This window comes from Acidobacteriota bacterium (assembly GCA_040754075.1).
In the GTDB taxonomy this organism is placed as follows: Bacteria; Acidobacteriota; Blastocatellia; order UBA7656; family UBA7656; genus JBFMDH01.
On the sequence record JBFMDH010000017.1, the window covers coordinates 48,985 to 73,747 of the forward strand.

The following is a 24,763-nucleotide window of genomic DNA, read 5'->3' on the forward strand; positions in this document are numbered from 1 at the left end:
ACAAATAATGCACACAAAATTAGAACCTAAATTTATCACCATTTTGCGCGGAGGTTACACGCGCAAACACTTCTTTGCCGATTTAGCCGCCGGATTAACCGTTGGCATCGTTGCTCTCCCACTCGCTATCGCTTTTGCGATTGCTTCCGGCGTCAAACCCGAACAGGGTCTTTATACCGCCATCATCGCCGGTTTCGTCATCGCCGTGCTTGGCGGCAGCCGCGCTCAAATCAGCGGACCCACAGGCGCGTTCATCGTCATTATCTACGGCATCGTTCAACAATACGGCTATTCGGGACTGGCGACCGCGACCTTGATTGCCGGCGTGCTGTTAATCGTGATGGGAGTTGCGCGAATGGGCGCGCTGCTCAAATTCATTCCTTATCCGGTCATCATCGGGTTTACGGGTGGCATCGCGCTAATCATTTTCTCTTCGCAAATCAAAGATTTTTTCGGCTTAAAGATGGATTTGGTGCCCGCCGAATTTATTGAAAAATGGCTGGAATACGGAAAACATTTTGCGACTTTGAATCCTTATGCGCTCGGCGTTGGCTTAGCGTCGTTGCTGATTATTATTATCTGGCCGCGCATCACCCACCGCATACCCAGCCCGCTGGTGGCGATTCTGGTGATGACTGCGATTGTCCAATTTTTTCACCTGCCGGTTGAAACCATTGGCAGCCGCTTCGGCAATGTCCCGAATCATTTTCCCGCGCCACATTTGCCGTTGGTTACCTGGCAACTGGTTCAACAAATGTTTTCACCGGGGGTGACGATTGCTTTGCTGGCGGCGCTTGAATCACTGCTAGCGGCAGTCGTAGCAGACGGTATGATGGGAACCCGGCATCGCTCGAATATGGAATTGATTGCCCAGGGCGCAGGCAATATCGCTTCAATCCTGTTTGGCGGCATTCCCGCAACCGGGGCGATTGCCCGCACCGCAACCAATATCAAAAGCGGTGGGCGCACCCCTGTGGCTGCCATCATTCATGCGGTGACGCTTGCGTTGATTCTGGTCTTTCTGGGGCAGTGGGCGGCGCTCATTCCGATGACTACGCTTGCGGCAATTTTAATCATTGTCGCCTACAACATGAGCGAATGGCATGCGTTTGTGCAACTATTCAAAAGTCCGAAAAGCGATATTGCGGTTCTGGTGACAACGTTTTTGCTTACCGTGTTGATTGATTTAACCGTCGCCATTCAGGTAGGCGTGATTCTCGGCGCGTTTTTATTCATTCAACGCATGTCGAATGAAACCCAGGTGTCATTGATTACGGAAAACCTCAGAGAGCGCGATGAAAGCGAAACGCGAGACCTGTCAAAATTGGCGATTCCGCGCGGCGTCGAGATTTTTGAAATTTACGGTTCGTTATTTTTCGGGGCGATTGAGCGATTCAAAGATGCCATGCGGCGGGTTGAAAAGACGCCTAAAGTGTTAATTCTTAGAATGCGCAATGTTGTAGTCATCGACGCTTCGGGGTTGCAGGTCATGGAAGAGTTGCTTGCCAGTTCTCAACGCAAAGGTATTTATTTATTGCTTTCGGCAGTTTCTGCACAACCGTTTGTAGCCATGCAACAATCAGGATTTCTTGGGCGTCTGGGCGAAGAAAATATTGCCAAAGATATTTACGAAGCGTTGGAACGCGCCGAGTTGATTCTGGAAAATACCCAGATAGAAAGGACGCGACACGATTAATTTCCGTCTTTGTTTGAGCCATTATCAGTTTTTTTAGAGTTAAGATTTGCTCGATTCGTAGATGAGAATTTTTTTATGCTTGGGCGTGAACCAACGCGCCAATCCATAACCGATTCCCGCAAAAATGATTGCAGAGATGACAACGCCCAGTACAACCGGGTCGCCATCTTCGGAGCCTGTAGCTAAACCGAGAGCCACGCCCGTACCTGCACCTGCAAGTGTACCAATGGCTTCCTGAGTATCTTTTTTTCTTTTCACGAAGAGGTAAACTTTACGGATATTACTCTGCGAAAGATTTATTAGCCTATCCCCTTTTGACAAGGTCAGGATTGTGTCATGGGCTTCAACATAATTGCCTTTGACGGTCTTTCCATCGGCAAGCTTGATAATGACATCCGCGCCTGTGTCTAGTGACTGAACCGCTTGCCAGGTTTCCGAAATCTGTTGTTTTGTCTGCTGCGCCGCAACCATTTCGACATTCAACAAACAGACGACGAGCATTAAAGCGATGGCAATATTATGCGCTTTCATTTTACTCCCCCTTATTCTTTAAGGTATTTGAGTCGATGAAGAGCAAGCAATATGCCAACTGAAAATATACGAAAACCAAGCCGAATTCACACGATTGATAAAATTGCAGTGCAATAATATTCGGACAGATGGATTATTCAGGCAACAAGCGTTTGCTATTGCGGTTTGAAAAATAAAACCAGACCAGCGCCTGCCGCGACCAGCACAAAGCCTAACCAGAGCAGGGGATTGGGGGCTTTTGCAGGAGGGTGCAAAACCATCGAAAAAATCACGTTCACCACCGGTGCGCCGCCAAACACCAGCGGCATTACATAAGTCGGAATGCCGCCCGCTTTGAAAGCATAAATAATGCAAAGCGCGCCCACCGCGCCCAACACGCCGCCAATGGTCGCCCAGGTGACGCCGCTCGTATTGAAACCCTCTTTGATTGACCCTTGCGAGGCGAGTGAAATCACTGGCACCAAAACGCCAATTAAAAAATAAGCGACGCCGACACAAAGCAGCGAACGCATGGGGCTTCCCAGTTTAACCTGTCCGGTGTGCAGCGACGGACCATAAAGTCCCCACGAAAGAGCAGCGCCAAGCGCGAACATAACCCAGAGCATATTTTTTTTCATCTCCTGTTTTTTTCCTTGAAGGTTTAGAAAGTGATGCGTGACCGATGATGACGCATCACGCATCACGCATCACTCATTACTTTGTATTTATTTACCGAAGCAATATAGCGCGCTTCGGGTGCGGACATAAATTTTCCCGTCGGCAAGCGCGGGTGTGGCAAAGCATTCGTCATCAAGCGCATTCACGGCTAAGACTTCCCAGTCACCTGTGGCTTGCACAACTGAAACGGTGCCATCCTGACTGATTAAATAAACCTTGTCATCCGCGCCCACAGGCGAGGCGAAATATTTATCAATTGCGCCTTTGAGTCGCCCCTGCTTGATGATTGCGCCGGTTTCCGGGTTGAACGAAATCAAAATGCCGCTGTCGTTGACCATATAGAGCACCCCTTGATAGAGCAAGGTTGAAGGCACTTGCGGAACCGGCTTGGTATATTTCCAGCGCACCGCCTTTTCCGTCATATCGCCGCGCCCGCCGAGTTTAATCGACATCAAGCCATTTTCCGAAGCCATCATGGCGCGATAGGTTTCCCATTCCGCTCTTTCAAGTTTGCCGTCACGATTGAGGTCGAATATCTGAAAATAGGCTTTATTTTTGGTGCGCTCGTCAACCCCTTCGGCAAGCGCGAGCGTTCCGTCTTTATCGGCATCGCCTTTCGCCAACGCTTCGTCAAAAGCCATGACCTTGACCTGCATGCCCTGCTGGTTTTCGGCAAAGCCCCAGCCGTTGACATACAAAATTTCGTTTTGCACGGAAGGCACGGATTTCATTTCACAGGCAAGACCGCGCACCCACCAGACCTTTTCGCCGGTCGCCACCGCATACGCCGTCAGTTGAAACGATTCGGCAATCACCAATTGCAATCCGCCGTCTTTGGGCTTGTAAAGAATCGGCGTCGAGTACCCGGAAATCACGCCGGGTCGTTTCACTCTCCATTTTTCACGCCCGGTGTTTTTATCGACTGCAATCATGAAAGAGTTGGTGTCCTGGTCGCAGGGCAAAATCACTTTGTCTTCGACGAGAATCGGTGATGCTGCCATGCCAAAGGCGCTGTTAAAAGGACCCAATGGAATGCGCCATTTCTCTTTGCCATCTTTGTTATAAGCGAGCAAGCCAAAATCCTGAAAGAAGACAAAGACATTTTGTCCATCGGTCACAGGGCTGGGCGAAGCCGGGTTATTGGGTTTCTGTAAAAAATTTTCGCGCGGGCGCGGGGCTTCTTTTTTCCAGAGCAACTTTCCGGTTTTGCGGTCGAGCGCAATCGTGAACAGGTGGGTGCCTTCAAAACCGGTGACAAAGATTTTATCCGTGCCTAAAACCGGCGATGAATGTCCCTGCGGCAAAGGGGTTTTCCAGAGCACATTTTTTTGGGGATTGAATTCAACAGGCAAATTTTTTGTCGCCGAGATGCCGCTGCCATTGGGCCCGCGAAATTGCGACCACTCCTGCGCTGTTGCTTTGTTTGTATCAAAAAGGAAAATCGAAATAACGATAAGGAAAGAAGCGGTGACGTGGTGAAGCAGTGAAGCAGTGAAGGATTTTATTTCTCCCCTTCTCCCCTTCTCCTCTTCTCCTCTTCTCAGCATTTGTGACGCCAATTTTTTCTTCATAAGAAGCCTCGCTTAAAACACGATTCGCAGCCCCAGTTGAATCTGTCTTGCGGAAGTCACGGTCGAGCGAATGCGCCCGAAAGTTGCCAGCGGTTTTTCATTGTCTGCGGCTCCCGCAAAGGCAATCAAACTCGGTGCCCCGAAATTCGTCCGATTGAACAGATTGAACGCTTCGACGCGCAATTGAATGTTGCCACTGTCGCCAAGCCATGACACCCGCGTGTTTTTTACGGCTGACAAATCGAAGGTTCGGAGGTTCGGTCCCGTGAACGTGTTGCGCCCTATATTGCCCAAAGTTCCTGCCGCTTGCAACACGAATGCTGCGGGATTGAAGTATTGATTGGGATTGCCGGTCACTGCGGTTTGGTGTGTAAAACCGGGCGCAAGGCTTGGACGGTCAAAGCCGATGCCGGGCGCTTGCGAGGGCGACCATTGCGAACGCGAACGATTGCGCGACACAAAAACGGTGAGCGGATTGCCGCTTCGCCTGTTGCTGATGCCGACCAGTTGCCAGCCATCTAAAAGTTTTCCGGTCAAACCTGCTTTGCCCTTAGCAAACGGCAAAGCCCAGATGAAATTGACTACCCAGTTATGTTTCGCATGAAAATCGGCGAGTCCTTTGTTGTACTGAAAACCGGGAAATTCCGGGAAAGCCGAAACCGAGCCGGTGGTTGAATCCGAGAAGAAGGTCGAAGCTTGCGTGGTGTCAAGCGTGCGCGAGAAGGTATAAGAAGATTGAAATTCGAGTCCCGCGCTCCAGCGTTTGCGCACTTCAAAAATCAAAGCGTTATACCACGAATTGCCATCGCTCTTTTTGAGTTCGATAGTTGAAAACGCCGTGTTCGGTCGCGCTTGTCCAACCGGAAAAAAGAGCGTACCGTCCGGCAGGCGTTGCGGCGTCGGAATATTAGCATCGGTGTTTCTCAGCAAATGAATGCCACGCGCCCCCGCATAACCAAGGGTCACCACCGTGTTGAACCAGAGTTCGCGTTGCAGATTCAAATTGTAGATGCTCGCATAGGGATTTTTTAAATTGTACTCGACCGGACGAATCGAATTGCCGATGCCGCGTTCAAACGGCGGATTGGGAAATGTCGGATTGGCAATGATGATGCGCGGCGTTGCCGGTGGATTGGTAACCGTGACAATCAGGTTCTGTTGATTGTTGGTGTTGAAATAGATGCCATAGCCGCCGCGTAAACTCATCTTGCCATCGCCGAATAAATCCCAGGCGAATCCAAGTCGCGGCGAAATATTTTTCCTGGTCGGATTTTTATAAAGCTCGCCGACGGTGGGCGCGGGGTCGCTTAAATTGATGAGCGCGGAATCGCGTCCGTAAAGGTCAACCGGCATAGTCGCGGCTTCGTATCGCAAACCGAGATTCAGGGTGAGGCGCGGGCTGATGCGAAAATCGTCCTGCGCAAAAAAACCAAAGAGCGTGAAGCGCCAGTAACGGTCGAGCGCGCCTTGCGGTGGAAGCCCTAAAAATCGCTGCGGGCGATTTTCCAGAAATGAACGCAAATCCGGGAAGGTATAAATGCCGAGCGAAAAAGTCGGATTGACCATGTTGTCTTGATAACGCTCGATGAGTTCGCCAAATTTCAAATTGTGTCGTCCGCGCGTGTAAGCAAAGTGGTGTTCAAAACTGAAAACATTTTGTACGAGTGTGACATTCACGGATGATTGCGGCCCGAAACGCGGCATCCCGCCAATGTCTATGTCGCCGACGAGTCTGCCCGGAACAAAGGGTTGCAATGGCGTTGTCGTGTTTGCCTGTACATCTTGCCCGATGTGCGTGCGACTGAAGCCGCCGCGAAAGGTGTGAATCGTAAGCGGTGAAGTCACCCAGTCATGTTGCAAGGTAGCGAATTGATTGCGCGACAGGAACGAACGCGGAAATTGCGGAAAGTCGGTCGGCAAAAACTGGTCTGCATCATCGAAGGTGTAACGAATGAACGAGCGATTGAAATCATTGAAAGCATGATCAACTCTGCTTTGCAAGAAATGCTGGTCAACCGTTTGATTGAAACCGAAATTGAAAGCCGCCAGCCCGCCGCCTAAATTCGCGCCATTGGCTCGCGGAATTTCGTTGAGGTAGGGCACAACCACCGGATTGATATTGACGGTGATAGTTTGAGCAGGGTTTGCGGGGTTAGGCAGAATGCCGCGTCGCGCATTGTCATCGGGAACGACGGACGAGATAGTTTTTCCGAGCCGTTCAATTAAAGCTTCATAGCCGAAAAAGAAGAAGGTTTTATCGCGTTTGATGGGACCACCGAAAATGCCGCCGAATTGATTACGTTTAAAGTCAGGTTTTCGTGTCGGGTCAAAAAAATTGCGCGCATCGAAATTATCATTGCGCAGAAATTCAAAAAGCGTCCCGTGAAATTCATTCGTCCCGGCTTTGGAAACCGCATTGATTTGCCCGCCGAAATTGCGCCCGAACTCGGCGCTGTAAGAATTCGACTCGACGCGAAATTCCTGAATGGTTTCGACTCCGAGTACGGTGTTGGCGGCGCTGCCGGCAGGACCATTCGTAAAATCATTTTGCACGGTGCCATCGATCAAATAAACATTCGAGCGCAAATCCTGCCCGTTGACGCTTGTGCCAAGTCCGTGCGCCACAATCGAGCCGCCATCACGATTGGGAAAAGCGATGACGCCGGGTTGCAACAAAGCAAGGTCAGTATAGTTTCTGCCATTCAAGGGCAATTCCCGGATAGCGCGTTCATTGACAAGGTAGCTGAGTTCCGGCGTTTGCGTATTGACCAAAGGCGTGTTGCTGGTGTCGTCGATAGTAACCTTCTCTTCAACCCCGGAGGGTTCCAACGCCACATTAACCACTGCCGTTTCACCCAGCGTTAAAACGATGTCTTTGCGCGACCAGGATTTGAATCCGCGCTGTTCGGCGCGAATCTCATAACGCCCGACGCGCATCTCCTGAAAGGTGAACCGACCCTCGTCGTCGCTTTGCGTGGCGCGCGTGAAATTGGTGTCAATACTGCGCGCCGTGATCTTTGCGCCTGCAACAACCGCGCCGGTTTGATCCGCCACCACCCCTGTAATGGAACTGGTGGTTTGCGCAAAGCCATTCAGGGCGAAGAGATTGCCAACCAGAAAACCGATGATAAAAAAATGTGAAAAAAGGCGGGAACAAAATTTTGTGTACAACATGGCTATCGCTGACTTTCCTTCAGTAAGTTTTAAGGTTGGAGTCTAATGAGATTCCATTCTACCAACCGCTACCACCCGTTGCAATTTGCCGCTGTGACGTGCAATAGTACGCAGGCAACCAGCCAACAGTTACGAAATGCCTATGAAAAAAGCTTGGCTCACGCTTCTCGTTGTCGTGCTGTATGTGCTGCATCAGGACTTCTGGTTCTGGCGCGATGCCCGCCCATTGGCTTTCGGTTTTCTTCCCGTCGGCATTTTTTATCACGCCATTTATACGCTTGCGGTGTCAGCAGTGATGTGGGTGTTAATCCGCGAGGCTTGGCCTGCGCACCTCGAAGAAGAGGTTGAGCAGGAAATGTCTTTACATCAACGCGAGGAGGAAGACGCGCGTTGATTGCTGCAATATTTGTTTTCGCTTATCTTGCCGTCGTCCTCTACATCGGCATCTTCGCCTTTCGCAAATCGAAAGACCGCGCCGAAGACTATTTCCTTGCCAATCGTTCGCTCGGTCAATATGTCTTCCTGCTGTCGCTTTTCGGCACTAACATGACGGCGTTTGCGATACTCGGTTCATCGGGTCATGCGTTCAACAATGGCATTGTGACTTATGGACTGATGGCGTCATCGTCGGCGCTCATCATTCCGCTTTCACTTTTTTTTATTGGCACACGCATATGGGCACTCGGCAAACGGCAAGGCTTCATTACCTCTGTGCAGATGTTTCGCGACCGCTGGGAATGTTCGCACATCGGCACGGTAATATTTGCCGTGCAGGCTGTATTTTTAGTGCCTTACATCATCATCGGGGTGATGGGCGGGGGCACGGCTCTAAGCGCGATTAGCGGCGGGCGCGTGCCCTTCTGGTTCGGCGGCGCATTGGTTGCGGCAGTGGTGATGTGCTACGTGTTTTTCGGCGGAATGCGCGGCACTGCATGGGTGAATACCTTTCAAACGACGCTCTTTTTATGCTTCGGAGCCATCGCCTTTATGGTGATTGGCGCAGGGATGGGCGGCTTTGGTGAATCCGTTGAAGCGATGCTCGCTTCGCCTGCAACCGCGCCGCTGATGACCCGCGAACGGGTCGCGCCCCTTTTCTTTTTGAGCTACACTTTCATTCCGCTCTCATCCATCAACTTTCCGCATATGACCATGTTTTGTCTGACCGCAAAGAAGATGAGTCAGTTCAAAAAGACCATTCTTTTTTATCCGATTTGCATGATTGTGTTGTGGGTTCCATGCGTGTTTTTAGGGGTGATGGCAAATCGTTTGACCGATGCGCCGCAGATTCAACAGAAACTCGAAGCGCGCCGCCAGCTTGCAATCGAAGGCGCGCGAATGACCCCTGAAGAACGCAACCAGGTGCGCGCCAAAACCAATGCCGATGATGTGTTGCTGGTGATGCTTGAACGCTTCGCGCCTTTGTGGCTTGCCGGACTTCTCGGCGCAGGCATTATGGCGGCGGTGATGGCGAGCGATTCACAAATTCTCGCGCTGTCGACCATGTTTACCGAAGACGTATTTGCGTTTTATGGCGGCAAGCGGCGATTCGGCGAACATGTGCAGATTCAAACCGGGCGGGTGTTCATCATCCTCATTACCATTTTCGCTTACATCATCGCGCTACGCTCACCGCAGGCGATTTTTGATCTCGCGGTGCAGTATGCCTTTTCGGGTTATTCAGCGTTGATGCCGTTACTAATTGGCGCGCTGTTTTGGAAAGGCAGCACCAAATGGGGCGCGCTTGCGTCAACCTTGTGGGCGTTTTTTGCGGTCGCGGCAGTTGCCGTCTTTCAAGCCAGTATGCCGACGCCCGCGCCCGGCCCGCCTGTGGTTGTGTGGTCAGTGGGCGGCGTTGAAATTTTATCGCGCACCGCTGGCGGCACCGCCGTTTTTGGACTCATGCCTGTGGTGCCGATGGTCATCATCTCTGCGCTGTTGATGTTTGTGGTTTCCAAACTCACAGCCAAACCGAGTGCAGCGACTCTTGCGCGTTACTTTTCACGACGCGAAGAAATGGTGTAGCATCACGGCGGCTTTCAGTGGAATGGCAGTAAAAATCCAATTTTCGCTTTCTATCAATTGCTTATGACTTCAACGGACATGCCTGAAAATGCGCCACGCCTGACCAGTGTTCAATGGCTGATTTGCATCATCGCAGTTATCGGTTTTGCCTTTGACACTTATGAATTGTTGATGTTGCCGTTGATTATTCGTCCGGCGTTAGAAGGCTTGGGCGGATTGCAATTCGGCACCGCGAATTACAATTTCTGGCGCGATTTGTTTTTTTATGTACCGGCGGTGAGCGGCGGCATCTTTGGACTCTTGGGCGGTTATTTGACTGACCGCTTGGGGCGTCGCCGCGTGCTCACCTGGAGCATTCTGGTTTACGCCATCTCAGCATTCGCTGCCGGTTTTTCAACCTCACTGCCAATGCTGCTCTTTTTGCGCTGCACCACTTTTATCGGTGTGTGCGTCGAATTCGTCGCGGCGGTGGCGTGGCTTGCAGAGTTGTTTTCGCATCCCAAACAGCGTGAAGCGGTGCTCGGTTACACGCAGGCGTTCTCATCGTTTGGCGGCGTGATGGTGAGCGGCGTCGCTTACCTGATTGCCACTTCATTGAATTCGCTTCCGGCAATTTACGGCGAACATGCAAGCTGGCGTTACCTGTTAATTTCGGGACTCATTCCGGCGATTCCCTTGATTTTCATTCGTCCGTTTTTGCCTGAATCCCCGGTGTGGAAAGAGAAACGCGCCGCCGGTACGCTCAAACGTCCAAGCATTGCGCAGCTTTTCAAACCCGAATACCGCCGCACTACGATTATCACGGCGATTATGTTTGCCTGTAGTCTGGGCGCGGCATTCGGCGCGATTCAACAGATTCCGCAAATTGTTCCGGCACTCGTGCCTGTGGATGCCAGTATGCCGCCGCCTGAACGGGGACGCATCATCGCCGCGACGGTTTCCGGTGTGCAGCTGTGGCAAGAGATGGGCGGACTTGTCGGGCGTTTCGCGCTCGCCTACCTTGCGGTTCATATTTTATCGCGCCGCAAATTGATTCGCGTCTTTTTACTGCCGGGAATAATTCTTGTGCCACTGGTGTTCATCTTTCCGGCGGTGAGCAATCTTGGTGTGCTTAAATGGGGCATGTTCGTTGCAGGTTTCTTAACCGTTGCCCAACTCAGTTTCTGGGGCAATTATCTGCCGCGTGTGTACCCGACGCATTTACGCGGCACCGGTGAAAGTTTTGCAGCCAATATTGGCGGACGCATGATTGGCGCATCAGCGCCGCTACTGACCACACAAATCGCTGCGACAATGCCGGGCGATACACCTGCAAAACATCTGGCGTATGCCGCAGCGGCAGTGGCGTTTCTGGTTTATGGCATTAATCTGGCGCTCAGCTTCAAACTGCCTGAACCGGCGAAAGAAGAGTTACCTGAATAATATTTTGGCAGAAGATTTAGAGCGTACGGAACAAACGGAAATAACCGAACAGACGGAAGTTGAAAAAAAGTTTTCGATTTACTGTGTTTTGTATTTGAACTGCATACATCAAGAATTGGTCTTCAACAAATGGTGTGCAAATGATGCACATTGTGTTAAACTGCGGCGTCGTTAAAACTGTGTGAAAGTAATTTGAAACCGCACAGTAATAACTGACGTAAGCGAATTTGCAGTCAACATTCAACAGGGTTTCCGATACATAAGGTTGCTGCAAAATTGATTCAACAAAAAAACTGGTGAATCTGATGAAGTCAATGGAAATGTTTTGATTCCAACCGAATAGTTCTCGCCCAAGAAATTTTTTTCCAATTATAAGTCTTCGTGTGTTCAGGCGACGAGCAGGCACAGCGTTTTTCTCTCTCGCGTGAGCCTTTCAACACGATTTTTCATACGCTCACAGGCGTTTATCAAAGCGAGGTTTAAATGAATTACCCTGAAGAAACACAAGTCATGGAAGTGGCTGAGACCACTACGCATACGGCGCATAAAAAGAGCGGCATACTGGCAACCTTGCGGGAAGCCATTCTCGGTTCACGTCAGGATTTCACCGAAGGCAGTATCAGGCGGGCAGTGGTTTTGCTTTCGATTCCCATGATTTTAGAAATGTTGATGGAATCGCTGTTCGGCGTGGTTGACGCTTTCTGGGTTGCCAAACTCGGAGCCGATGCGGTTGCCGCCGTCGGCATCACCGAATCCATGCTCTCACTGGTTTTTACCGTGGCGATGGGACTCAGCACCGCGGTGATTGCGACGGTTGCGCGACGCATCGGTGAAAAAGACCCGGAAGGCGCATCCGCCACCGCTGCACAAGCCATCTTTATCGCCATCCTGGTTTCGATTCCGATCAGCCTTATCGGGATTTTCTTCACCCCCAAACTGTTTCATTTGATGGGCGCAAGTGAAGGCATCATCACAACCGGCGCAGGATATGGTCGGGTCATACTGGGCGCAAATGTGATTATCATGCTGTTGTTTTTATTGAACGCAGTGTTTCGCGGTTCGGGTGATGCGGCAATCGCCATGCGGGTGTTGTGGGTCGCCAACATTATCAACATCATCCTGGTTCCGTTGTTTGTTTTCGGTTGGGGTCCGTTTCCTCAACTCGGCGTAATGGGTTCAGCCGTGGCAACCAGCATCGGTCGCGGCACTGGCGTATTGATTCAACTCTACTTTTTAATGAGTGGCAATGCGCGTGTGCATATCCGACCGAGTCAATTGCGAATCAAGCCTGATGTATTGATAAAACTTTTCCGCTTGTCGCTCGGCGGCATGTTTCAGATATTGGTTGCGACTTCAAGCTGGATTGGACTGGTGCGCATCATCGCGACCTTCGGCGCAGCAGCGGTTGCCGGATACACCATTGCCATACGCATCGTTATCTTTTCCATCTTGCCGTCGTTTGGCATGTGCATGGCGGCGGCAACGCTGGTTGGACAAAATCTCGGCGCGCATAAACCTGAACGCGCCGAAAAATCTGTCTGGATGACCGGACATTTGAATGCGGTTTATATGGTGAGCATCGCGCTGGTGTATGTTTTGTTCGCCGAAAGCTTGATTGGCATCTTCATCAACGACCCGGAAGTGATTCCCTTTGGCGTGAATTGTTTGCGCTATCTGGCATTCGGTTATTTGTTTTATGCCTATGGCATGGTGGTTGTGCAATCGTTTAACGGAGCGGGCGACACCACAACGCCAACCTATATCAATCTGTTTTGTCACTGGTTGTTTCAGATACCGCTCGCCTATTTGTTGGCAACGAGAACGTCGCTTGGCACCAAAGGCGTGTTCATCGCCATTGCCTTAGCGGAATCTATGGTCGCCGTCGTCGGCATCCTGCTTTTCCGTCGCGGCAAGTGGAAGACGCGGAAGGTCTAGCGGTGAAGAAGAAGAAGGGGAGAAAGGGAGATAGGGAGAAGGGGAGATTTTTATCAACCCCTGAGCCGCTTTTACTTAACACTATGCGGTTTTAGAAAACAAAAAAGCTGCGGAAGTTCTTCTATCTCCCTATCTCCCTTTCTTCTGTTACACGTCGCACAGCGCGACGGCTTCGCGAAGTGAAGTGAGTGGGTCGCGTTTGGGGACGAATTCATGGGCGACGTAGCCTTTGAATCCTAAATCGGCGATGGCTTTGCAGACGGTCGCCCAGTTGAGTTCCTGGGTATTGTCCAGTTCGTTGCGTCCCGGCACACCGCCCGTATGAAAATGCGCGATGTAATCAATGTTCTGGCGAATCGTGCGGATGATGTCGCCTTCCATGATTTGCATATGATAAATGTCATAGAGCAGTTTCACACGCGGCGAAGCGACCGCTTTAATCACTTCAACGCCGAATGGCGTATAGTCGCCCTGATAGCCTTTGTGGTCAACTTTGCTGTTTAACAGTTCGACGCAAATCGTCACCCCTTCGTTTTCAGCAACTTTTTTGACGCGGTTCAATCCAATGATGCAGTTTTCTTTCGCCTGTTCATCGCTTTGATTTTGACGATTGCCGAAAAAGGTGATGACGTTTGGCACTTTCATTTTGGCGGCGCGCGGAATCGTCGCTTCAAAATTTTTGACGATGGCATCGTGATTGGCTTTGTCGTTCAAGGCTTTCGGAATCGTACCGCCACCGGCGTATCCCATCGAACAAATCAAGCCGTATTTGGCAATCGGTGCCCACTCTTTCTCTTCGAGTAAATCAATTGCCGTGAGTCCTATGTCGGCAACCGCGCGGGCAAAATCATCAAGCGGAATTTTGCCGTAACACCAACGCGAAACCGATTGTTTGAGTCTGCCGTTTTTCACGATGCGCTGCATCGCAAATGCCGACGAGGTGAAATCTTTTAGTATCATGGCTGAAAATGTTGTCGCGCCGATTCCTTTAATTAAATTACGTCTGCTGATGATATTCATAATGCCTCTGATAAAAAAGTGATGAGTGATGAGTAATGAGTAATGAGCGATAGCTGAAACTTTCCAACTCATCACACATCACTCATTACTCATCACTTTTTATTTCCAGTCGGAACGGCACTGATGATGCTACGCGACAAACGATATGTCAATCGCTGAGGGGTTGCGAAATATGAGTGTCAATCCCTGAATCCTGAATCCTAATCGAAAACTTGACGCTATGGAATCACACAGGCTAAGGTTTAGCCGCACATCGCATCCGCTGCGATATTCCGACAAATCTCAATCAGTAGAGGTGATAAATTGTCTGTCAAAGATTTCCAACCGCAATTCATGAAAATCAGTGTTTTAACCGCAGCCTTGCAGGAGTTGACGCCGCGCGAAGTGCGCGACCCTGACCCGGATCGGGCGATTGAAGATTGGGTCGCGTTTGCCAGCGAACTCGGCGTTGACAATATTCAAATCTCCGCCGCGCTTCACCCCACCGAATCCGATGTTCCCGCCGAAGCCATGCTCGACCCCGTAGCCAACACGCTGGATTTACGCCAACCGTTTAATAAAGAGCGCGCCAACCGGGTGCAGGCGGCGCTTGATGCCTACAAGATTGGCATATCGGATTTAGGTTATTTCGATAATATGCTGCACGATGACCCGGCGATTAGAAAGAAAAAACATGATTTCATGTTGCGCATTTTCGATGCGGCGGCGCTTTTAGGCGTCGATGCGGTGTGCGGGTTTGTGGGGCGCAATCAGAAACTGAGCATGGATCAGAATCTCATTGATTTTGCGGAAAATTTTGTACCGCTTCTCCAAGAAGCCAAAGCCCGCAATCTGACCTATCGCGTCGAACAATGTCCGATGCCCGGCTGGACAACCGGCGACAATTTTCATAACAACATCGCCTATGCGCCGGGCACCTGGATTGCCCTGCATCGCATCTGTGAACGCGCCGGCGTCGGCGATCAATTCCGCATCCATTACGACCCGTCGCACGCGATTTTGATGGGACAGGACACGCGCTCGATTTTTCAATACCTGAAAGACGAAGGCTACAACTTTTTAATCGGCGGGTTTCACGTCAAAGGTCAAGTCATTGATGCCCGTGGAGTCGCAGCCTGGGGTTATGGCGGGCAAACGGTTGAACGCGGCGATTGGATAAACGGCAAACCTTCGGATAACCCTGCCGACCAGTCGAATGCCTGGAAAAAGCAGACGGTTTTATGCGAACACGAATTGCCGGGAACGGCGCGACACGACCCGCTCGCCTATTTACAGAATCGCACAGTCGATTGGCTGGATCATCAACTGGCGGCGCGTGAGCTATTGCAACTTGATGTCGCGAGTACGCAACTGGTTGTTGAACACGAATACCCCCCGGCGCGCATACAGGACAAAGAAAAATTGATGCCGGTGCTCAAAGGTTCCATCGCTTTCACGCGAAAGATAGATGAAGCGGCAGCATGTATGTTCGCTTTGCAAACCGAAGTGCTCGCTGCACAAGGCATACCCGTACAAGGTCGCGGGCGCGAAGCGTATCGTAGCTAATCCGGGTTCAATGCTGCTTTACCCCGGCAAGGGCGCACGACACCCCAGGCAACAATCCCACAGGTGGAATATCTTGCCTCCCGTTTTTCAACCTACGGTTTTGTGCGTCAGCGAACTCGGCGCATTGACATGTGCGCCATCATCCACACCAATGCCTAAACGGTCTACCAGTTCGCCGCCAAGCCACCCGCTTACCCCGGCAATGGCGAAAGCCGCGAACGAAAGCGCCAGTGCGATGACGCTTGGTTCGCTTGGAAAATCGCGCCTGAGAAACCAACTTGCCACAAACAAACCCAGCACCACGACATTGAGCGCGCCATGAAGCAGACCTATCGTTTTAGCCCGCGTGTTTTGTGGAATCGCCAGAAAATCAATCCAACCGAAAGGTGCCGCTAACGCGCCGCCAATTACCCCGGCGGCAATCATCCAGAACGCGATTTCCGACCAGCGACGATTCTCTGTAATCAGATAAATGATGTCAAAAATCACCGATGTTGCCAGCAAACCGAGAGGAAACACAATCAGAATCTGGTGAATCGGATGACCGAAAAGTTTTGCTCTGCTTTCCATAACTTTTTCTCCAATGAACAGTGTATTCTTCCACAAAAATCGTTTCCGACTTCTGAGTTATTTTTTGGATGCCAGGTTGTATTCCGACCATTTTTTCATTTTTCCCATCGCCTGTTGTTTACATCCACTGTCAAGGGTCTCGCATTTGTCGAAATCTTTATCGGCTTCTGCCTGATTGCCCTGAGCATATCTGAGCATCCCTCGATTCAGATATGCAGAATGTAATTTGGCGTCCAGGTTAATGGCGCGATTGAAATAGCTTGCAGCCGTCGTATAGTCCCGGCGGATGAAGTAAATAACCCCCAGGTTGCAATTGGCTCCGGCTGATTTGTTATTGAGTTTCAGAGCAGTTTGATAATCATCAAAAGCTTTATCATTGTAACCTTTTTCCAGCCAGGCATTGCCGCGATTCAGGAAGGCGGTTTCTTTTTGCGGATACAGTTCAATTGATTTCGTCAAATTTTCTAACGCCAGGTCATACTCTTTTTGAAGATAGTAAGCGGTGCCTAAATTATAAAATGCCACGGCATTAACCGGTCGAATAAGAATCGCTTTTTTATAAGCTTCAATCGCCCCTTGCAAATCGCCTGCGGCTTGTCTGGCAACCCCTAAATTAACGAAGGCTTCATCAAAATTGGGAGCGATAGCTGTGGCGCTTTCAAAATCCCGTATGGCATCCTGCATACTGCCTTTGGCAAAACAGGCCAACCCTCTTGCCGAATAGATAGCTGCGGTACGCGGCACCAAAACCACCACATTGTCATAGGAAATCGCGATAGTCTCATCCGCAGGTGAGGCTCCATTGAAACGATGTTGAGAACTCCTGGTCTGTAGATAAGTGGCAATGAGTTTATCAAAATCGGCAATCGCGCCATCGTAATTATTGTTGTGATACTTTTTTAATGCCTGATGATAGGTCTCATCAAATGAAAGATTTTTCTGTGCCCACCCGGAACCGATCAGAGTAAAAATCAGCAAGATTGGCAAAATTGATTTTAGATTGTTTGAATTTGTTGCTCTAAGCGCAAACCTCCGGGACATTTCAAAATATACTGCCTTACACATCCTTGCTCGTCCTTCTGTTTTTATTCTTCTTAGTCGTTGCGTCGATCTTTGGAGAGCCAGTCAAACGACAACCCAACCAGTCGCAACTTCTATGCCCATAGCCGGTTTTATCCGGCGCAGGCGCAATTTTGCCGGGAAAAATTGAATAATTTGCTCGCTTTTATCGTGTGCCTCTGCCTTGTTGCGGACAATAAATCGTTTTCCGAATCAATTCGCTTTTGCAAGAAGCGCAAAATGAAGACGCACAGCAAACGCCTAAAGGTAAAGCTAAAATGAATGAACCCCAGATTGAGTTCTAAACCACCTGATGATGGCAATTGCCGGATTTTCACTTGGGGTTTCCGTCCCCTTTATCAGCAAATCAACACCGGCATTGGGAATTGACCAGACATCAGGTGAATTTTTTAATCAGGCTGCCCTCATTGAAAAAATATTTTATTGCCGACATTTGTTGTAAGTAAAAAAGACGTTGATTATCGGGGGTTCTGTATGCCTCCTGAACTTTTTGTGTGGATTGCATACGAGTCTGTACGCAATCCATCTAGAACTGAGGTTTCCTCATTACCGGTCTTAGAGTAAAATGTGCGCGATTGAAATCCGACAAATCTCAGCAGTATTACGACAACCCAAATTTTAAAATTCAAAAACCGCGAGGGTTCAATCATTAGACAGAAACCTGGTCTTCTGATTAAATCGTCGCGCTGTGTTGTAGATTGCTTGAGGGTGCTATGAAAAAAAGGTTTGTGTTTTTTCCAACCGTTGTTTGGTTTCTTTTGGTATTCACCGGTTCGGCTTTTGCTCAGGAACAGCAAGACCTCGATTATCTGAAATACAAAGCGTCGCTTTACGACACGATGACCAAGGACTGGGCGATGCTCAAGCGTTTTCAGGAGGCGAACGCCAAACTCGCGCCGCCCGCCAAAAACGAAAACCGCGTGGTGTTTATGGGCGATTCGATTACCGACCTCTGGGATAACGAAGGCTTTGGCGGTTTCTTTCCCGGCAAGCCTTATGTCAATCGCGGCATCGGTGGGCAAACGACGCCGCAAATGCTTTTGCGATTTCGTCAGGATGTCGTGGCGCTCAAAGCGAAAGTGGTGGTCATCCTTGCCGGCACGAATGACATTGCCGGTAATACCGGACCTTCAACATCAGAGATGATTCAGGACAATTTCACTTCGATGACCGAGATTGCCCGCGCCAATGGCATTCGCGTGGTGCTCGCCTCGCTGTTGCCGGTTTGCGATTACAAAAAAAATAAAGAGGGAAAACCGCTTTTGCAGACCGCGCGTCGCCCGCCCGAAAAGATTCGCGCCCTCAATGAATGGCTCAAACAATTCTGCATAAAAAATGATGTCGTTTACCTCGATTACTATTCGGCGATGGTCGATGATAAAGGCTTTTTAAAAGAAGACCTCACCTATGATGGACTCCATGCCGATGCCAGAGGTTATGCCGTGATGGCACCGCTTGCCGAAAAAGCCATCGCCGAGGCATTGAAGAAAAAACGATAATGTGAAATGATTTGTGCGAAATTCTTAGCTCTAAATCGTTTTAGTAAAAATCAGTATCAATCTTCATTCGCGAGTTGAAGGGATTGTCATCTATGAATGTGGCTCTCAAAACCAAATTGTTAATCATTGCGCTCATCGTCGTTTTTTTCACCGCTTGTGTTTGCGGACCGCAGGAACAAGGGATTATCAAAAAAGAAGGTCCCATCCGCATCGGGCTTTCATTTGATACGCTCAAAGAAGAACGCTGGCAACACGACCGCGATTTATTTGTCGCGCGCGCCAAAGAACTCGGCGCTGAAGTGATCTATCTTTCCGCCGACAGCAACGATGATGTGCAAAACAAACAGGTCGAAAATCTGCTCACTCAGGGCATCGATGTGTTGGTCATCGTGCCGCATAACGCAGAAGTTTCGGGCGCAGCGGTCAATTCGGCAAAAGCGCAAGGCGTTCCGGTTCTCAGCTATGACCGGTTGGTGAAAGAATCGCAGCCCGATTTATATGTGTCGTTTGACAACATCAAAGTCGGCGAGTTGCAGGCGAAATATCTTTTAGACCGCGCCCCCAGGGGAAATTATATTTTGATTGGCGGCGCGCCAACCGACAATAACGCGAAACTGTTTCGCGAAGGGCAAATGAATATTCTCAACCCGGCAATTGCGCGCGGCGACGTTAAAATCGTCACCGACCAGTGGGCAAGGGATTGGCAACCCAACGAAGCCCTGAAACACACGGAAAACGCCTTAACCCAAGCCAACAACAATGTCGTTGCGGTGGTCGCTTCAAATGACGGCACGGCGGGCGGCGCGATTCAGGCTTTGCAGGAACAACGCCTCACCGGAAAAGTTCTGGTATCAGGGCAGGACGCCGAACTTGCGGCATTGCAACGCATCGTTGCCGGTACACAATCGATGACGGTTTATAAACCGATTGCCAAACTTGCAGTGCGCGCTGCCGAAGCCGCCGTCGCCCTTGCGCGTCGCGAAACTCTCGATACCAACGGCTTGGTCAATAACGGCAAAATCGATGTGCCGTCGATTTTGCTCGAACCTATCATTGTTGATAAATCGAACCTTGATAGCACGGTGATTGCCGATGGCTATCAAAAACGCGAAGAAATTTATAAGAAATAGTGCTTTGTACTTTGTGCTTTGTACTTCGTTTTTAGGTTACTTGTTGAATATTAAGACGAAGAGCAAAGCCCTACACAGGGAATACAAAGCACAAAGTACAAAGCACAAAGTACAAATCTATGCTTTTAGAAATGCGCGAGATTACCAAGACCTTTCCGGGGGTTCGCGCCCTTGATGGGGTGACCTTTGATTTACAGGCAGGCGAGATTCATGCGCTCGTCGGTGAAAACGGCGCAGGCAAATCGACGCTGATGAAGGTGCTGAGCGGCGTCTATCCGGCGAGCGAACACGGCGGCGAAATTTTAATTGATGGCGAAGTGAAACGCTTCAGCGGCATACGCGATTCCGAAGCCGCAGGGGTTGCCATCATCTTTCAGGAATTATCGCTGGTGCCGGAAATGACCGTCGGTGAAAATATTTTTCTGGGGCGCGAACCGCGCAAATTCGGCGTCATTCAATGGCACGAGTTGTATCAAAAATCGGCGGAATTGCTTGATCGGCTGCATCTCAATATCAATCCGCAAACGCCCGTCGGACAGCTCGGCATCGGACAACAACAGTTGGTCGAAATTGCCAAAGCTTTAGGGCAGGATGCGCGCATTCTCGTGCTTGATGAACCGACCGCCGCGCTTACCGATACGGAAGTCGAAACCCTCATCAACATTTTGAACAAGCTGCGCGAACGCGGCGTCGGCATGATTTATATTTCGCACAAACTCGAAGAAGTCTTTCGCATCAGTGACCGCATCACCGTGCTGCGCGATGGCAAAACCATTGATACGGTAAAAACTCCAGAGACTAACGAAGCGCAGGTGATTGCCAAAATGGTCGGGCGTGAAGTCAATCAAATTTTTCCGCCCGATACCCGCACCCCAAGCGATGTGGTGTTTGAGGTGCGCAACTTGACGGTTGAAGATTTACAGACGCGCAAAAAAATTGTTGATGATGTGAGTTTCACGGTAAAACGCGGCGAAGTGTTAGGTATAGCGGGACTGATGGGCGCGGGGCGCAGCGAACTGTTGATGAGTATTTTCGGCGCGCACAGTGGTCGCGCCAGCGGCGAAGTTTTCGTCCAAGGCAAGCGCTTGAAAATCGCCACGCCTGCCGATGCGATAAAAAATGGCATCGGCTTTGTGACCGAAGACCGCAAGCGTTACGGGTTGGTGCTGGAACAGACGATTTTAAAAAACATGACGCTTGCCGGGCTTGAAACGCTTTCGGGTCGGTTTGTGACCAACCTGGATAGAGAGATTGCTGCGGGAAATCAGGCGATGAAAGATTTGCGGGTAAAAGCCAACTCGGTGTTTACCATTGTCGGAACGCTTTCGGGCGGCAATCAGCAAAAGGTCGTGCTGGCGAAATGGTTGCTGAACAATCCGCGAGTTCTATTTTTGGATGAACCGACGCGCGGCATTGATATTGGCGCAAAGCAGGAAATCTACACGCAGATTGATGCGCTGGCGCGAACGGGGCTGGCGATTGTCATGGTGTCATCGGAGTTGCCGGAAGTTTTAGGACTTTCCGACCGCGTCATCGTTTTACGCGAAGGTCGCGTGGCAGGCGAATTCACCCGCGCCGAAGCGACTCCGGAAAACGTGATGGCGCGCGCGACCGGCGCATTTTAATTTAAAAATTTATAGCGGCTCTGCCGCTTTGATGTGCGGGAAGCCTGTGACTTCCCGAAATCGGCTCCTGTAGCTGGTTTTGAGGCGGTGCCTTAAATTGGCGGCGTAGCCGCGACAAGCATCAGACAATAGTTGACGGTGAGGCTGAGCCTCACCGCACATCAAAGCGGCAGAGCCGCAGAACAGACAAATACTCACTATCACTTGAAGCAGTCGTTAAATAAACAGCAAACAGAGCAAACTATGAGCGAATCAACACAAGCACTCGAAAAGAAAAGCGGTTTAAGTGAAATCCTCGGCAATGTTGACTGGCGCACTTACACGATGGTCTTTGCGCTTATCATCATCTGGATAATTTTTGCCTATACAACCAATGGCGTTTTTTTAGAAGCCCGCAATTTCTCTAATCTCATGCGACAGGCGACTATCACCGGCGTCTTGGCGGTCGGCATGTTGATGGTGATTTTGCCGGGACATATTGATTTGTCCATCGGTTCGGTCGCAGGGCTTGCCGGAGGGCTTGCGGCGATTGCTCAGACCTGGGGCAATTACGGATTCGTTACCTCGCTGTTAATCGGCATCGGCACGGGGTTGGTGATTGGTTTCATTCATGGACTCTTGGTCGCTTACGGAAACATCCCGGCATTCATCGTCACCCTCGGAGGGTTGCTCGCCTGGCGCGGCGTGATTAAAGGCATCAGCAAAGGCAACACCATCCCTGTGAGTCTCGAACAGTTCAAACAAATCGGCCAATGCTACTTGATGAAACCCGTCGGACTCGCGCTTGCGGGCGCGGCGGTGCTGGCGATTATCTTCTTTGCTCTGCGGCGTCATCAATCACAAAAACGTTACGGGCTGGAACAGAGTGCGGCGAAACTCGCGGTGCAGATTCTTTTGCCTGCGGCGCTTGCGGTCGGTTTCGTTTACGCCTTAAACAAGTATGCGGGGGTGCCGGTGCCGGTGATGATTCTCGTGGTCGTCGCTTTGCTTGGCGCATTCATCACGCAAAACACCACGTTCGGGCGATACCTCTATGCGATAGGCGGCAACCCCGAAGCGGCGCGGCTTTCGGGCATCAATATCAAGCACCATTTGCTTGCGGTCTTTTCAATCATGGGGGCGCTGGCGGGACTCGGCGGCATCATCTACACCGCGCGGGTCGGCAGCGCCGCGCCCGATGCCGGACGCCTTCTTGAACTCGATGCCATCGCGGCTTGCGTTATCGGCGGAACGAGTTTGATGGGCGGACGCGGCACCGTATTCGGCGCAATTTTAGGCGCAATTTTTATGGCGAGCCTCGATAACGGCATGTCGCTGAAAAACTTTGAAGACTTCACACAGGACATCGTCAAAGGCGTGATTTTAGTTGCCGCTGTCGGTCTCGATATGATTGGTCGCAAGCGCAGTTAAAAATCAATCAACCGCCAGGACGCAAATCACGCCAAGCAAGCGGATGGGAAATATTAAATGTTGGCTGGCAGTAGAAAACTTTCAAGCTAACCTTTAATATCTCCCATCTGCCTTTTTATTTTGGCGTATTTTGCGGTGCAAATTTTCATAAACTTGTTGAGCGGTGGTCTCTGACCGGCGGATGAATTCTCAACAATTGTGCCTTGAAAAAATTTTCATAAACAAAGGTAAAGATGAAGCTTCAAAGAGCAAGCGGCATTCTGCTGCACATTACTTCGCTTCCCGGCGAATTCGGCGTTGGCGACCTGGGACCACAAGCCTATCGTTTCATTGATTTTCTGGCGGCAAGCAAACAAACCATCTGGCAAATTCTGCCGCTCACACCGACAGGCTACGGCGATTCGCCTTATCAAAGTTATTCAGCGTTCGCAGGCAATACCAATATGATTAGTCCTGAGCTTTTAGTTGAAGACGAGTTATTGTCGCCTGCGGATTTACAGGATGCGCCAACCGGCGACCCTGACCGTGTGGATTTTGGCGCGGTGGTTGAATTCAAAAATCGCATTCTCGCTCAGGCGTATCGCAATTATAAAAATTCACCCAGCGATAAACATCACGGGGATTTTTCTTACTTCTGCGATTTTGCCGAAACCTGGCTTGATGACTACGCCTTGTTTCGCGCTTTGCTGAAAGCCCATGACGATGCCGCATGGAACACCTGGTCGCGCAAGTTGGCAACGCGGGAACCTGAAGCGATGGCTCAAGCCAGGCTGGAACTTGCCGAAGAAATCGAAGCACAAAAATTTTATCAATACCTGTTCTTCAAACAATGGTTTCAGCTTAAAGCTTATGCGAAACAACAACACGTCAAACTGTTTGGCGATATGCCGATTTTCGTAGCCCACAATTCATCCGATGTCTGGGCGCATCCTGAATTATTCAAATTGAATGAAGACGGCAGCCCGACCGTGGTCGCAGGCGTGCCGCCCGATTATTTCAGCGAAGACGGACAATTGTGGGGCAATCCGATTTACCGTTGGGAGGGGATGCGCGCAAGCGAATTTGAGTGGTGGATTGAACGCATGGGCGCGACCTTGCAGATGGTTGATTTGGTGCGCATAGACCATTTCAGAGGCTTTATTTCGGCGTGGGAAGTGCCCGCCGGAGACCGCACCGCCAAGCATGGCAAATGGGTCGAGGTGCCCGGTCGTGAAGTGTTTCAAGCCTTCAAAGCGAATTTTCGCGAATTGCCCATCGTTGCCGAAGATTTGGGGGTGATTACCCCGGAAGTCGAAGCCCTGCGGGATGATTTCCAGTTTCCCGGCATGAAGATTTTGCAATTTGGACTGGGCGGCGATGCCCGCAATACCTATTTGCCGCATCATTATCCGCGCAATGCTGTGGTTTACACCGGCACCCATGACAACGACACGGTTGTCGGCTGGTATCAGGAAAAACTGCAAAGTGAAAACCCGCATTCGCGGCGCGAATTGAATTTCTGTTTGAAATATTTGAATTCCACTGGCGAAGCGATTCACTGGGATTTCATTCGCGCGGCGCTCGCGTCGGTTGCCGATATTGCCATCCTTCAAATGCAGGATGTCTTGGGACTCAATACCGGCGCGCGAATGAATTTACCGGCGACTGAAAAAGGCAACTGGAACTGGCGCGTGCGTGCCGAGATGATGACCAAGGAAGTGAGTGAGCGACTGCGCGAGATGACCGAAATTTACGGGCGCGGGTAATCTAAAGATAAAAACCAGAGTACGGAACAAACGGAAATAACGGAACAAACGGAAAATTCAAAACGCATTTGCAAAGCTTTCGTCTGTTAGGTTGCATTTGCAATGTTTCCATTTGCTTCGTGGCATTTCAA

18 protein-coding genes are annotated in these 24,763 nt (G+C 50.3%); 11 read left to right on the forward strand and 7 right to left on the reverse strand.

The window, feature by feature from the left end; all coding sequences use genetic code 11:
- The first annotated feature begins 7 nt into the window (after window positions 1-7).
- Window positions 8-1,696 (forward strand): sulfate permease, encoded by a 1,689-nt coding sequence (gene sulP, locus AB1757_18260; protein ID MEW6128988.1) that lies wholly within the window; start codon window positions 8-10, stop codon window positions 1,694-1,696.
- A 39-nt stretch (window positions 1,697-1,735) separates the two neighbouring features.
- Here sulP and AB1757_18265 read toward each other — a convergent pair whose 3' ends face one another.
- The 4 genes from AB1757_18265 to AB1757_18280 form a co-directional block, all read right to left on the reverse strand.
- Window positions 1,736-2,227, reverse strand: coding sequence for a hypothetical protein (locus AB1757_18265; protein ID MEW6128989.1), 492 nt, complete (start codon window positions 2,225-2,227; stop codon window positions 1,736-1,738).
- Window positions 2,228-2,382: 155 nt separating this feature from the next.
- A complete protein-coding gene (locus AB1757_18270; GenBank protein MEW6128990.1) occupies window positions 2,383-2,844 on the reverse strand; it encodes a hypothetical protein in 462 nt (153 codons plus the stop codon).
- Between the two features lie 87 nt (window positions 2,845-2,931).
- Window positions 2,932-4,455, reverse strand: coding sequence for a PQQ-binding-like beta-propeller repeat protein (locus AB1757_18275; protein MEW6128991.1), 1,524 nt, complete (start codon window positions 4,453-4,455; stop codon window positions 2,932-2,934).
- Between the two features lie 12 nt (window positions 4,456-4,467).
- Entirely contained in the window at window positions 4,468-7,629 is a 3,162-nt protein-coding gene (locus AB1757_18280; protein ID MEW6128992.1) for a TonB-dependent receptor, read from the reverse strand.
- A gap of 142 nt (window positions 7,630-7,771) precedes the next feature.
- Here AB1757_18280 and AB1757_18285 point away from each other — a divergent pair, with 142 nt between their 5' ends.
- The 4 genes from AB1757_18285 (at window position 7,772) to AB1757_18300 (ending at window position 13,008) form a co-directional block, all read left to right on the forward strand.
- Entirely contained in the window at window positions 7,772-8,023 is a 252-nt protein-coding gene (locus AB1757_18285) for a hypothetical protein (GenBank protein MEW6128993.1), read from the forward strand.
- Window positions 8,020-9,651, forward strand: coding sequence for a sodium:solute symporter family protein (locus tag AB1757_18290; protein MEW6128994.1), 1,632 nt, complete (start codon window positions 8,020-8,022; stop codon window positions 9,649-9,651). The genes AB1757_18285 and AB1757_18290 overlap by 4 nt, the downstream gene beginning before the upstream one ends.
- Before the next feature lie 63 nt (window positions 9,652-9,714).
- A complete protein-coding gene (locus AB1757_18295) occupies window positions 9,715-11,073 on the forward strand; it encodes an MFS transporter (GenBank protein ID MEW6128995.1) in 1,359 nt (452 codons plus the stop codon).
- 483 nt (window positions 11,074-11,556) lie between these two features.
- A complete protein-coding gene (locus AB1757_18300; protein MEW6128996.1) occupies window positions 11,557-13,008 on the forward strand; it encodes an MATE family efflux transporter in 1,452 nt (483 codons plus the stop codon).
- 147 nt (window positions 13,009-13,155) lie between these two features.
- On the opposite strand, the gene AB1757_18305 is transcribed toward AB1757_18300, so the two are convergent.
- A complete protein-coding gene (locus tag AB1757_18305) occupies window positions 13,156-14,100 on the reverse strand; it encodes a TIM barrel protein (GenBank protein MEW6128997.1) in 945 nt (314 codons plus the stop codon).
- Between the two features lie 231 nt (window positions 14,101-14,331).
- On the opposite strand from AB1757_18305, the gene AB1757_18310 reads away from it, so the two are divergent.
- Window positions 14,332-15,573 carry a TIM barrel protein gene (locus AB1757_18310; GenBank protein MEW6128998.1) on the forward strand — a complete coding sequence of 414 codons (1,242 nt, stop codon included), beginning with the start codon at window positions 14,332-14,334 and terminating at the stop codon, window positions 15,571-15,573.
- An 87-nt stretch (window positions 15,574-15,660) separates the two neighbouring features.
- On the opposite strand, the gene AB1757_18315 is transcribed toward AB1757_18310, so the two are convergent.
- Window positions 15,661-16,143 carry a DUF2231 domain-containing protein gene (locus AB1757_18315; GenBank protein MEW6128999.1) on the reverse strand — a complete coding sequence of 161 codons (483 nt, stop codon included), beginning with the start codon at window positions 16,141-16,143 and terminating at the stop codon, window positions 15,661-15,663.
- A 57-nt stretch (window positions 16,144-16,200) separates the two neighbouring features.
- Window positions 16,201-17,130 carry a tetratricopeptide repeat protein gene (locus tag AB1757_18320; protein MEW6129000.1) on the reverse strand — a complete coding sequence of 310 codons (930 nt, stop codon included), beginning with the start codon at window positions 17,128-17,130 and terminating at the stop codon, window positions 16,201-16,203.
- Window positions 17,131-17,936: 806 nt separating this feature from the next.
- On the opposite strand from AB1757_18320, the gene AB1757_18325 reads away from it, so the two are divergent.
- From AB1757_18325 to malQ, 5 genes are all read left to right on the forward strand, one after another.
- Window positions 17,937-18,722 carry an SGNH/GDSL hydrolase family protein gene (locus AB1757_18325; protein MEW6129001.1) on the forward strand — a complete coding sequence of 262 codons (786 nt, stop codon included), beginning with the start codon at window positions 17,937-17,939 and terminating at the stop codon, window positions 18,720-18,722.
- A gap of 92 nt (window positions 18,723-18,814) precedes the next feature.
- A complete protein-coding gene (xylF, locus tag AB1757_18330; protein ID MEW6129002.1) occupies window positions 18,815-19,852 on the forward strand; it encodes a D-xylose ABC transporter substrate-binding protein in 1,038 nt (345 codons plus the stop codon).
- A 119-nt stretch (window positions 19,853-19,971) separates the two neighbouring features.
- A complete protein-coding gene (locus AB1757_18335) occupies window positions 19,972-21,477 on the forward strand; it encodes a xylose ABC transporter ATP-binding protein (GenBank protein MEW6129003.1) in 1,506 nt (501 codons plus the stop codon).
- Between the two features lie 243 nt (window positions 21,478-21,720).
- Window positions 21,721-22,887, forward strand: coding sequence for a sugar ABC transporter permease (locus AB1757_18340; protein MEW6129004.1), 1,167 nt, complete (start codon window positions 21,721-21,723; stop codon window positions 22,885-22,887).
- Window positions 22,888-23,120: 233 nt separating this feature from the next.
- Window positions 23,121-24,632 (forward strand): 4-alpha-glucanotransferase, encoded by a 1,512-nt coding sequence (gene malQ, locus AB1757_18345; GenBank protein MEW6129005.1) that lies wholly within the window; start codon window positions 23,121-23,123, stop codon window positions 24,630-24,632.
- Window positions 24,633-24,763 lie beyond the last annotated feature (131 nt).